General features: G+C 58.9%; 7 protein-coding genes. 2 read left to right on the forward strand and 5 right to left on the reverse strand.

Features of this window, described 5'->3' with window-relative positions; genetic code table 11:
• Positions 1–541: 541 nt before the first annotated feature.
• Both K227x_RS03250 and K227x_RS03255 read right to left on the reverse strand, forming a co-directional pair.
• Positions 542–2,827 (reverse strand): outer membrane protein assembly factor BamB family protein, encoded by a 2,286-nt coding sequence (locus K227x_RS03250; RefSeq protein WP_246146469.1) that lies wholly within the window; start codon positions 2,825–2,827, stop codon positions 542–544.
• A 73-nt stretch (positions 2,828–2,900) separates the two neighbouring features.
• Positions 2,901–3,317: a cupin domain-containing protein gene (locus tag K227x_RS03255; protein WP_391540417.1), complete on the reverse strand. Its 417-nt coding sequence runs from the start codon at positions 3,315–3,317 to the stop codon at positions 2,901–2,903.
• 2,115 nt (positions 3,318–5,432) lie between these two features.
• Here K227x_RS03255 and lpxB point away from each other — a divergent pair.
• Complete coding sequence (lpxB, locus tag K227x_RS03265; protein ID WP_145168052.1) at positions 5,433–6,764, forward strand: lipid-A-disaccharide synthase; 1,332 nt, start codon at positions 5,433–5,435, stop codon at positions 6,762–6,764.
• Positions 6,765–6,869: 105 nt separating this feature from the next.
• Positions 6,870–7,658, forward strand: a complete 789-nt coding sequence (locus K227x_RS03270; protein WP_145168053.1) for a hypothetical protein — start codon at positions 6,870–6,872, stop codon at positions 7,656–7,658.
• Between the two features lie 135 nt (positions 7,659–7,793).
• Here the strand turns inward: K227x_RS03270 and K227x_RS03275 are convergent, their stop codons facing one another.
• From K227x_RS03275 to K227x_RS03280, 3 genes are all read right to left on the reverse strand, one after another.
• Positions 7,794–8,966: a DUF1559 domain-containing protein gene (locus K227x_RS03275; protein WP_246146470.1), complete on the reverse strand. Its 1,173-nt coding sequence runs from the start codon at positions 8,964–8,966 to the stop codon at positions 7,794–7,796.
• A gap of 87 nt (positions 8,967–9,053) precedes the next feature.
• Positions 9,054–9,230, reverse strand: a complete 177-nt coding sequence (locus K227x_RS30205; RefSeq protein ID WP_218933742.1) for a hypothetical protein — start codon at positions 9,228–9,230, stop codon at positions 9,054–9,056.
• A gap of 233 nt (positions 9,231–9,463) precedes the next feature.
• Positions 9,464–12,574, reverse strand: coding sequence for an FG-GAP-like repeat-containing protein (locus K227x_RS03280; RefSeq protein WP_218933743.1), 3,111 nt, complete (start codon positions 12,572–12,574; stop codon positions 9,464–9,466).
• Positions 12,575–12,803 lie beyond the last annotated feature (229 nt).

Here is a 12,803-nt window from a genome sequence, read left to right on the forward strand (position 1 = left end):
GGCGGCAGCGGCTGCGGCCATTTCAGCTTTGGCTGCTGTTTCTTCCGCGATCGCAGCGGCCTTCGCCTCGGCGACGTTTTCGGCCGGGGGCACCGGTTCGGCTTTCTTGGCAGCAGACTTTTCGACTTCGGCGGTTTCCGCTGCCGGCATCTCCACAGCGGCCGACGGGCCACCGGTGGTGACGTTGCTGTCCGACGTGGTCACGTTGCTGTCGGCGTCATCGTCGACGGACGTCGACGTATTGGCGGTGATCGGTTCGGGCGGTTTGCAGCCACTCATGGCGACGGTCGTCGCGCTTCCCAACAGCGAAGCGAACAACAGCAGGGCCCAGGTCGAGAGTTCTTTTTTAAGCATGGCGGGTGGGATGGTTTCGGCGGTGGAATGGTAGTTGGGGTGGATGGATCACGTCGGGTCGCGGCCTGTGATGGGGCCGCCGGTTCGGGGGGCGACGTGATCGCTTGGCATCAAATCGGTGACGCGGGATGGGCCGAGCCGAGCGAAAACGTTCGTTGTCGCCCGGCTGCATTGCCCAGGATCCGCTCTAGGGTTCGTCGGTGTTCGCGGTGACCTCGATATTGTCGAGATACAATTCGGCGACCTTTGCGTTGCCGTACAAGCCGGGACTAGCGGCTAGATTGGGCGATTCGTCGCGAGCGGTAATCGTCCATTCGTCGGGTTCTGGTTCATCACGTGGCCAAACCTTGCCACGCAGGATGGCGACCGCGGCTGGTGGTTCGCTCTCGATATCCGCGCGGAACTTCATTCGGTACCAAGTGTTTTCCTTCCACGGGAAATCGATCGTTTCGGCCATCCGAAGCTGAGCCGACCAAGTGCGGATTTGAATCTGCTGACTTTCGCCCATCAAATCCAACACATAGCCGTGGTTGGTTAGCCCGATGTCGGGCAACTGCTGGCTCATTCGCGATCCCATGGCGTCGGCAGCGATCGTGTACTCGGACACATCGCTGGGACCCATCCAAGCACGGCTGCGAGCACCCTTGGGGATGGTCGAGATCTTGGTCAACACGGCTGATCCGTCGACATCCTTGATGATGTGACGATAACGAGCACCGACCCAGGAAAGGGGAGGATCCTGCAGCCCGTCAAAGGTGAACTTCCAAGGCAATGGTGGAACGATACGAACCCGGCTTTCGCCAGAGACGTCCCCCACTTTGGCGGTGATCACGGCGCCGGTGTGGGCAACATCGGCAGGGGCCGAATAGGTAGACCCTTCGATCGAACCCGGGCCATCGACAGAAAATTGCAGGTCACCCGAGGCGTCCTTCAGTTCTTGGCCCAGACGATTGAAGAACCGGACGTTCAATTCAACCGATTCGCCTGGTTTGACGATCACTTCGTTGGGCGACAATTGGACCCAAGCGATGTCCGGGTTTTCGCTGATGGCGGTTTCCGTGCCCATCGTGTCGGCCATCGTGACGGATTCTTGAGTTCCGTCTTCGGTGCCCACACAGTACAGGGCTGTTGAACTTGGGAAATACAGTCGGCCGTCGGCCACGATGGGCGATCCGGCGAAACCGGTGTCACGGACGCGTCCCTTGTTCAGGACTTCGAATCCGTCTTCGGTCGGTTTCACGGTGGCCCAGCGGCCATTTTCGGTCAATACATAGATTTTGCCGTCGGCGTGCAGCAGGGCGGCGCGTTGGCGGCTGCCGACAAATGATTTGCGTTCGACGATCGTTTCGCCGGTTTCGGCGTCGAAAATCCACATTTTGCAGCGGTCATCGACCAGGTACAGCCGGTTATCGATCATCACCGGTTCGCTGTATCCGGAAACCACTTCCAGTTGTTTCCACAGTTCTTTGACTTTGGTTTCGTCGCCTGTGCCAGAGACTTGTAGTCCGACGACGGCGCCCATGACGTTATTGCTGGGGGCGACATTTTCTTCGCTGTGGCTAGCGAAAACCTTGTTTCCGACGACCAGTGGCGTGGCAAAGATGCCTCGCATCGACAGGTCGTAGTGCCACAGTGGTTTGCCGGTTCGCGGCTGGAATCCCCAAATTGCCCCGTCGCCGCCACCGATGATCAATTGGCGTTGGCCATCGATCGTGACCAGGCTGGGAGCCGAATAGGTGGTGTCGTAGGGCAGATCGCGGGTGCCGCTGAACCAACGCACTTCGCCGGTCATCTTGTCCATGCCGATCAAGCGGTGGTTGGGCTTGGCTTTTTCGCCCCAGTTGATGATCACGCCGCTGATGATGACCAGGTCTTCGTGGATGACGGGGAAATTGGTCCGGCCGCCGTAGGTAGATAGCATTCCGAACTGCTCGTGCAGCGGGACGCTCCACAGCGTTTCGCCGGTTTCGCCGTTGAAACACTGGAACACGTCGCAGGCACCCAGGGCGTAAACGTTGCCCGATGCGGGGTCGGCCACGACGCTGGTCCAACCGATCCGTTCGGCAGGGACGTCGGAAAGCCAGACGTTGTAGACGTTCTCCCAGATCGTTTCGCCGGTTTTGGCGTCCAGGCAGATGACCATTTCGCCTTCGTTCTTGGTGCCCGGTTGCGACCGTTGGATCATGTACAAACGGCCATTCATAGCGACCGGAGTGCATGGACCGCCGATATCGTCGCGTTTCCAAAGCACATTGCTGCCTTCGCCGCCATCGGGATCCCAATCGTCGGGAAGGCCGGTCGCGACCGCGGTGCCGTCAAAGCTGGGGCCACGCCAATACGGCCAATCGGCCGCGGCAGCCGGTTGGGTGACGAATGAAAACGCGGCTGCCAAGATCAGCAACCATGCAGCCAACGGGTGGGCGGATTGGGGCGGGGCGAATGGGGATCCCAGTTTCATAACACTTTGTTTCATGGGGGAAGGGCTGATCGTGTCGGGTGGAGCGAAGCGGTAGGTCTACCCAATAGTAGCCAGAGGTAAACTGACGCTAATCGAAATGTTCGTCATCAGGGTCAAAATTGGGGGTGCAGATGATCAGGACCGTCATTTTACCCCGTGCACAGTGCCGAACCCCTGGCGGGATCAGGACACAACAATGGGGGTGAACCGGGTGGGCGACCCCATCGAGTTCGATCACGGCATCCTGGGCACACTGCAAAACGACGTAAACCTCCGTGTGGTCGCGGTGATAGTGTTGACGGGCCTCGCTGCTGATTTCGGTCAGGTGGACAGTACCCGGAAATTCGTCGCGGTCGCCCAAAGCACGCCGGGCAATCCCACAAGGACATGGAATAGGGGGCAGGCTGGTCAGATCGACGATGGTGGCGGGGGCGGTCACGCGAGCGATATTCCGTTTCAAAGTCAGGCACCCGATCACACGTCGACGCAGCGAGGAGGGTGTCACGCGGGCACGTTTGGGGGGGCGGGAGTGTCGATCAAGGTCGCTGGCAGCAGTTTATACCGGTCGCAACGAATTCGCCACGCGCACAGCCCGGGGAATGCAAAACACCCGGAACTTTGGCTGCCTTTGCCCAGTCATCAAAGTCTAGCAACAGCCCGAAAATCTCCCAGAACACTGATTAGATCCCGCCCCTACGTCGATACCGTTAGTGACTCGCAGTTCACAATTCCCCGGCTCGTGGCCGACGGAAGTGGGAAGTGCGAAGGACCCAGAGACAAAGGCGTTGACAATGGATGTCACCGTCTTGTCATGTCGGGTGAAGAATCAGCGACTTCCTAGCCAGTGACCAGCGGCGACTTCCAAGCGGGCGAAAGCCTGACGAAAAGACGCCAATCGGAACCAGGGCTGGGGGGGGTGATGAAGAAGATTGAGGGAACTGAACGAAGTCGGCGGGCCGGGTGTCCGCACCCGGCACGTTAGTGTTCCCGAGAGTTGGATTGGGGGGTGTTCGGCGGCGACTTCGTCCACCGAATGGTTCCCCGGCTCTGGTCTTTCGAATATCGCCCGGATCAAAAGTCTTGATGCCTTCCGGCATGACGAATACCTACCGCACAGATATGAGTTTAGGGAGACGTGGCTCCAATGAAGCGGACTATCATGACTTTGACCATGGTTCTTGGCTGTACTTTATGTACCCAGAGCTTTGGATTTGACCTTCTGGATCGTATGCTCGGAATCAAGGGCTGCGGCAGTGCTGCCAGCTGCTGTGATACCGGTTGCGACATCCCATCGTGTGCAGTGGAGCCGAATTGCGGCTGCGAAGCACCATCCTGTGACACCGGTTGCAACAGCTGCGACAAGGGTTGCGGACTGTTGGGCAAGCTGCACGCCAAAAGCTGCCTCAGCGAGCCAAACTGTGGCTGCGAAGCACCAGCTTGTGGTTGCGAAGTGCCATCCTGCGACACCGGCTGCAACAGCTGTGACAAAGGCTGTGGACTGTTGGGCAAACTGCACGCCAAAAGCTGCCTGAGCGAGCCGACCTGCGGCTGCGAAGCACCTACTTGTGGCTGCGAAGCTCCTGCACCTTGCGGTTGCGAATCCGTTCCTTCCTGCGACAGTGGCTGTGGCTGCTCGACCAAGAAGTGTGGATTGCTGTCGAAGATGTTCTCGTGCAACAAAGGTTGCGACGCTGGCTGTGACAGCAGCTGTGGCGGATGTGCCATCGAACCGTCTTGCGGTTTCGAAGTTGCATCTTGCGACAGTGGTTGCGGTTGCTCGGCACCTAAGTGCAAGATCGGCAACGGCCAACTGCTGAGCCGCTTGTTCGGCAACCTGGGCCACAAGGGTTGTGGCTGCGACAGCGGCTGTGACGCTGGCTGTGGTTGCTCGGCTGAACCTACCTGCGGCATCGACGCACCTTGCGGTTGCTCGGCTCCTGCATCGTCCTGCGGTTGCTCCGGTGGAATGCAATCCGCACCAGTCGCAGCTCCTCACATGGACGCTGCTCCTATGCCTCCGGCCCCTATCGTGGACCCGAGTGCAAGCGTGACACAAAAGCGTCGCGTCGTTCAGGCCAGTGCCGTCTTCACCCGCTGATAAAGCGAAGTGAAGGTCCACTGATCACCTATTAAGACGTGACGTGCCAAAACGGCCTGCCGGGGGAAACCCTGGCGGGCCGTTTTTTTTGTACCCCCCGACAGTGCTTTCTAGCACCCAGCGGTCGATTCTGCCGCATGATGCCGACCACTGGTCCACACGCACCTGAAGTACCGCCGTCGCAATCCGCAGCAGCGTTTCGCTTGGTCCGGACGGCATCCCAGTGCTGAAACACTCGGCCCTGATGGGCACGCGGCTCAAAGACCCGGACGTCAACCAGACCTGAAATGGCTGTCCTGGCCTTCCCGGTTCGCCCCCATTGAATCGCAAGTCCGGGCTTCTGGCCGCTTTCGGGTTCCGGCGTCTTGTCCCACGGCAATCCGTCCGATCGATCCCTGCCAGCCGCCAACCGCTAGCCGCTAGCCGCCAGCCGTTGGGCGAAGTCCGACGTTGACCTCGCGGCCCGGTTTCCTGTACCGATAAAGATGATCGTTTCCGCCTCTTGCACTCGGATCGTCGTCGATGTCTCCGCAGCCTAAAAATATCTTCTTCTCCGTCGGCGAGCCAAGTGGAGACCAGCATGCCGCGCGGTTGGTGGAAAGCCTCCGTCGACTCGATCCGAGCATTCGGATGCAAGGGTTCGGAGGCCAATCGATGCAGGCCGCCGGATGCCAAATCGATCTGGATCTGACCCAACATGCCGTGGTCGGGCTGTTGGAAGTGCTGCCCAAATTACGGCAGTTCTTCGCCTTTGCCGACCAGGCCGAAGAAGTCTTTCAGGGCGGCGATGTGGATGCCGTCGTGCTGGTCGATTTCCCCGGATTCAATTGGCACATCGCCAAACGAGCCAAACGGTACGATATCCCTGTCTACTACTATTGCCCCCCGCAACTGTGGGCGTGGGGCGGATGGCGAACCCGGAAGATGCGACGGACGGTGGACCATGTCTTGGCTGTCCTGCCGGTCGAGGAAAAATACTTTTCGGCTGCCGGCATCCCGTCGACCTATGTCGGCCACCCGTTCTTTGATGCGGTCCATCAATCGCCGCTGGACCAACAATTGATGGGCCGACTGAAACAGTCGCGAACCACCAACGGTTCTCTGGTCGCCGTGCTGCCGGGGTCTCGCGACCACGAAGTCCACCGCAATTGGCCGATGATGTTGGAATCCATCCGGCGCTTGCACCAAAAACACCCCAAAACCAAGTTCTTGGTGGCCTCCTATCGCGATCGACAGTGTCTGTGGTGCCGTGATCAGTTGACCGGGGATGACTCGGGGCTGCCGATCGAATTTTTCGTCGATCGCACCAGCGAAGTGATCGAAGTGGCCGACTGTGCGATGATGGTCAGCGGAAGCGTGTCGCTAGAACTGATGGCGCGGCGGACTCCGGCGACCGTGGTCTACCGGGTTGGCCGATTCCTTTACACCGTCGGCCGGCTATTGGTGCAAACCAAGAGCTTGACGCTGCCGAATCTGATGAGCGACCGGTCGATTTTTCCTGAAATGGTGTCGGTCGGATCCGAAGAACCTGCGATCGAATTCTTGACCGCTTCGATCGACGCGATGATCGGCGATTCGTTCTATTATCAGTCCGTTTTGCGGCAAATGGATGAACTGAACGCCTTGCATGCCCGCCCGGGAGCCTCCGATCGGGCGGCCCAGTGGATCACCGACACTCTGGCAGGCAAGGACATGGACGCTGGTACAGCAAGCCATGCCGATGCGGCGTCGGATCCGGGGCGTCGCGACAAAATCAGCGGGGCCAAGCTGGCAGACCTGCCGCACCACGGGATCGAGCCTGCATCGCAGCCGGTAACCGATCGCCGTGGGGACGAATTTCGACGGGCTGCCTGATTTGCGGCAAACATTTTGCGGCGGTACTGCGTAGCATCCACGACGGGTGTCTCGACGTTCGAGTGTGCCCAGCACCGTACCCCCTGTTTCGGTTTTGACGCACCCATGACCGTGGATCCGAGTACCGATTCCGTTCCATCATCCGGGGATGCCGCCTCCGAGAATGCCGACAAGTTGAACACCGTGCCGCAGATGCGCGCCGAGACTGGTTTCGAGGAAATCGAAGCGGTCGCGCCGCTGCGTTTTTCCGGCTACATCTGCCTGCTGCTGGGAATTCTCAGCGCGTCGGCGATGTTGGGGATCGGCGCTTTGGTGGTCCCTGTGATCGCGATCTTCTTCGGTGCCTTTGCACTGCGACCCACCGGTGGTGGCAAAGCCTACGGCATCCTGCCCGCAAAGATCGGCCTGGTGCTTGCGATTGGATTCGGGGTCTGTGGCTACGCGATGCCGTGGATGAAGACCGCCACTTTGGGATCCCAGGCCAAGCAGTACACGCGGCAGTACATGGAAGTGATCGCTCGCGATATGGACCCGCTGGGGATCGAGTTGGGCAAAAGTTTCAACAATCGGTTCAGCGAATCGATGCCGCTGGAAGACTTCTATCAAGAAGGCAGCGAAGGGACTCAGCAGACGATGGATGAGTTCCAACAGAATGGTGCTCACAACGCCATGCGGCGCCTCGGTCCCGATGCCGACTGGCAACTCGATCGGCCCATTCGTGTCTACAAACAGTATGGGATTGATCGCGCCGAAGTGGTCTGGAAGTCGGCCGACACCGGCGACAAGGTCCAGTTTTTTATGCAGTACCTGATCGATGGCGATGACGTCGCCCAGTGGCATGTCGAAGTCGTGCAGATCTATCGCGAGCGTCTGGTGGCCGAGTCGATCCTGTAATCGTTGCCGAGGCGGTATCGGTTGCAGCAGCCCCCAGGATGGATGCATAGGATGGATGCATAAAAAAACAGCGTTCCCGATTCGTGTGAATCAGCAAACGCTGTTGTCGTTTCAATCGATGGCTGTCGCCGATGGCTACGGCACAGCCACAATTTCGCCGCTGGCACGAGTTCCCATCGCACCCCACAGCCCATAGGGACTGGCTGATCCCCGCGGTGTGTTGCTGGTGTTGACCGGCCACGCGGGTGTGTTGCGGCTTCGGTCCCCGGTGTCGATCGAACTGGTGATGAACTTGATCGCTCCGTCGCCCATCAGCACGTGAGCACCGCCGGGGTGCCGACTGCCCATCGTCACCATGGCATCGGATCCGTCACCGGCCCATGAACAGCTAACGCCGTTGGGCGGATTGATCGTGGTCACGCTGGTCATCACGGGGCGCCCATCGCACCATCGGAGGCCCTTGTTTTGAGACGCTTCCCAGCTGTTGGTGTTGGTTCCCTCGGCGTGGAATTTGGGACGCAGCGGATCGACCGTGTCATCACAAATATTGGGAGTCAGGAAGAATTGCGCGTCGCTGCCACGGTTGACCACGGCGCCTGCCACTTCGCGATTGCCATTGTCGACGACGATCTCGCCACACGCGATGGTGTTGCTCAACCCGTCAAGGACGTCGCGGAAGCCCACGGCAGTTCGCGACTGAAAGAAGCCGCGATTGAATGAACCGATCCGCGCCGGTGTGCACCAACCCATCGGTTCGCCCCATTCGTCCAAACACGAATGGTTGTTGCTGGCCACGCCGTCACCGATGCAGGCCGCATAGTTCGTATAGGCTTCGGTGTTGGTGGTGCTGACCGCTGGGTCACTGGGACAGCGATAGGTACCGATCTGGGTCATCCATGGGGTGTATTCGCGGTGCCACGGCACAGGTCCCATCGCTGGGAATGGTGGAGTCCGCGCCGATCCGTTGTGATTGACCGCGCGAGGGTTCGAGATCTGTTCCCACACGCCCTGCTGTTCGATGAACGGTGTCATCCCGACCAAATAGCTGAGCAAGTACCGGTTGCTGTATGTCGAGTCGGTTCCGTAGGTGCCCCCGCTCTGCATCATGTTCTTGTTGAACGCAGAGTGGTAATTGTGAAGTCCCAAGCCAATTTGCTTGAAATTATTGCTGCAGCTCATGCGCCGCGCCGCCTCGCGTGCCGCCTGAACGGCGGGTAGCAATAGCCCGACCAGGACCCCGATGATGGCAATCACCACCAGAAGCTCGACCAGCGTAAATGCCGATCGAGTCTTCATTTTTGAAAACATAGGATGTGCCTCCGAAGAAGAAAAAATAACATGACACAGCAAATTGCATGTGTCTTTGATGCCGGCTTTGATGCCCCACGCTGCCGACTAGCGACTGCCCGAATCCGCTTTGTATTGCTCTTCCATCGATTTCATCTGGTCTTCACTGAAGACCTTCGAATCGTCGACGCCGGAAACCGTCACTTCGTTGTTCGGCCCACCGCAACCAGCGGTAAAAAACAGTGGCAAAAGTGCCAGCGAGAGGATGCAAAAAATCTGTCGCATTTCAGAGTCCTTAGCAGTTAGCAAGGAGGAAGTGTGTGTAATATCACATGAGTGATGCAAAAACGCGCATCTGTCTTCAATCGAAGATACCAGCGTTCCAACACGGTTTCCAGCATTGAATGTCGGGAAATTGCCAAAAACTTCACGTTCAGGTGTTGATTCGGGTTGGGAAACCGCGGTTCAGATCTTATTTGCTTTGTGGTTGTTTAGCAAATGGCGAAAGCACTGCTTCGCTATCGGCGGGCGGGGGGAAGCGGCGTCGGCGCTTGCCCCTGGACCCACAGGTAGTCGCGGTCAGCGACCAGATCGTCGATCGATTGGCTGTGGCCGTTGGGCCACACCACTTCGGCGCGATCCACCTTCGCCGCACCGCCGATCCCGAAATGCAAACAGGGTTCGGCGGAACATTGATATCCGTTGCCGGCCAGCCGCTGATGAGATCGGGTCTGTTCGTCGATCGAAATTTGCACGGTGGTTCCGACCGCGTCCCGGTGCGTTTCGGTGGCGATCAGAAAGAAGCGAACGGATCGACTTGAATCGTTTGCCTTCTCCTTTGCCGGTTCGGACTCTTGCAGGTGCGATCCCAAATCGCCAACCGATGATCGATTCATCAGCAGCGAAACAGGGTCGTACAGGTGGGTTACCAGCATGTCGACGCGCCGATCGCGGTCGGCATCCACGGTGACCAGGGCACGGCCGAGCCGCATCGATTGGAAGTACGGTCCCACGGATTCAGGATCTGCCAGGACGAAGTGCATTGCCGAATCACGCTGGAACAACTGCATCGGCATCCGATAGGCCAGCCCGTCGGACGAAAAGTCATCGACGTTCCCGTTTGCTACCGCGAGCTCCAGTGTGCCGTTGTTGTCGGCGTCGATCCACTGCGTTCCGAAGCCCAGCATCGCGTTGGTGGAATCGACCATCTGTGACGCGGCGGTTCGGTCTGCCCAGACCCCCGGTTGGGTTTGCAGGTACAGCGTGTTGTAGTCGTCGGTGAAGTGCGTCAGATAGAAATCGATATCGCCGTCGTTGTCTGCGTCATCGGCCGCGATTCCCATCGATGCTTGCGAAACCGATCTGGCGTTGAACGCCAACCCTCGCGCCGCCGCCTGTTCGACCAGGTGAAAATCCGGCTGCCGATCACCTGGGTTGGGGTGCAAGTTCGCGGACCAAAAATGATTCGCGGTCATGTCGTTGGAAACGTAGATATCCATGCCGGGGTTTTCGTCCAACATGCCGGCGACCAATCCCAGTCCGCGACCGGGCCGCGACGTTGTCAGCCAGGTTTCGCTAGCGTCTGCAAAGCTGCCGTCCCCCAGTCCACGCCACACGCGATCCGCTTGGGCGGGAAAGACCAGTGGTCCACACGACCGGTGGACGGTGCTGTTGTGGGGGAAACATTTTTCATCGATCACATCGGTGCCGCCGATGTAGTTGACCGCAAACAAATCGGCAATCGAATCGCCATCCAGATCCGCGATCGCCAACGAAGACGTCCAGGTTTCCCCGTCGATTCCAGATGCCACGGTGACGTCGTCAAAGGTTCCATCGCCATTGTTACGGAGCAAGCGATTGGTCCCGAAATTGCCAACCCAAAGGTCTGGGAACCCGTCGCTGTTGTAATCCCCGACGGCGATCCCCTGGGTGTACCCGGTTTCGCTGGTGCCCGAATGGTCCGTGACATCGACGTACTGACCCGTTTGGTTTCGCCACAATCGATTGGGCGACGAATTCGATTGCAAAGGATCTCCGTCGGCGGCGGTCAGGTAAAAGTCGGGCCAACCGTCCAGGTCATAATCGATCACGCCAATGCCGCCGGTGTTGGATTGATAGATCCATAGGCTGCCTTCGCCGGTTTCGCTGCCGCGGATTCGGCAAGTGTGTTTCAGTTGACGTTGATCGGCTTCGTCGGCAAACCGAATGGTGCTAGCGGCGAAGGGCGATGAAAGAGGGGATGATGATCTCGGCTGCTCCGGTGCAATCGTGTGCAGTGGGTCCCATGACGGCATGGGGAACTGGCTGGTGTCGATTGCCGCGGCGATCTGTGAATCGGATGTTTGCCACGGTGTCTGTCCAGACATCGTGCCGCGGATTTGGTCGAACACACTTCGTGCATTCGGGCTGGGATCCTGGGTCATCATGACTGCGATTCTGGCCCAAGTCGCCGCTTCCCACACTCGCCCCAGGTCGTTCATCGATTCGGCGATCAGCACGGCGGCCCGTTGGGAATGATTGCGCCAAGAGAACAGCGATTCCACATTGTCACGCAATTGAGTGATCTTCTCCGCCCGGCCCAGCGCTCGTCGTGCATCATCGCTGCGTCCCAGTTCGGCGAGGCAGGTTCCCAAACGGTTCAACGCTTCGCCGTCGTTGGGATAGATGGTGGATGCGACCGAAAAGGCTTTGGCGGCTGCTTGGATTTTTCCGTGCTGTTGGGACCAGATGCCGGCCGCCATCCAATACTGGAAGTCGGATTCGATGTTGGGAGGGACCGAGGCCGCCCAGCGGGCGACCGATTCTTCGTCACCGATTTCGACCAACACGCGGCCCAGGTATCCCCAGGCTTCGACAAAGTCGGGTTGTTGGTCGCATAGTGGGTCCAGCAAATCGCGAGCTTCGTTCCACTGCTGGGTGTACGCCAAGGTGCTGGCCAGGGCGAAGTTTGGCAACAGAATGTTGGGATGTTTTTTTAACGCATACTCGCAAATCGCGGCATCGGTTTGAGGCCGATTTAGATCGGTCAGCCAGATCATTTCGTTCAGCCCGGCCTGTTGGTGCTGGACCAAGTACTGCAGATGAATCTTGGCGCGTTGCTGCAAGCCGAGTGACCCTAGCAGTCCCGCCAGATCGGTTCTGGCGGCCACGTGATCGGGGTGATCTGCGACGATCGATTCCAACGTGGCAACGGCGTCAAAGGGTCTGCCAAGAACCATCCACTGTTTGCCGATCTTGTCTTGCAAGGCTGCCGAGGGCTGGTCACGCAGGTCCACCGAACGCGAATAGACGTCCACTGCTTGTGCAGGCTTTCCCGTCGCAGTGAACACATCGCCGGCCAGTTCGAAAAGGTTGGCGTCATCGGGAACCAAGATCAACACGCCGGGGATCATCGCTTCGGCCTGTGCCCACTGGCCCGCGGTGGCTGCCGCTTTGAATTGTGCCACGGGATCCGTCTGCACGGCTTCGGGCTCGTTTTTTGGATTGCTGGTTTGTCCTGTGTCCTGTTCGGCGCTCCGGCGGCAGCCCATCGGAAATGAAACAAACACGCCCACCAGCAATAGGGCCCCGTAGAACGATGCGCTCAGTGGACCAGTCGGGATCCACTTCGCGACGGAGTTGATGGACATGACGGAAGCAAAAAATAGGAGAGAACGGGAGACGATCGCTAGGGGCTCGCCCATTCTACGCAGAAGGATCATCGAACGCGGACCTGGTGCACCAGCAGTTCCCGGCGGTTGGCTAAATCCCGTAGAATACGGTGTGGTGGTTTGCTAGCGTGTCGCGATTGGATGAAGCCTTGATTGGCGTCGGGGGGTGACGCTCCAATGGACGGCTTTCGTTCTCGTCCAAGTCGAT

Source organism: Rubripirellula lacrimiformis, assembly GCF_007741535.1.
Taxonomy (GTDB): Bacteria; Planctomycetota; Planctomycetia; order Pirellulales; family Pirellulaceae; genus Rubripirellula; species Rubripirellula lacrimiformis.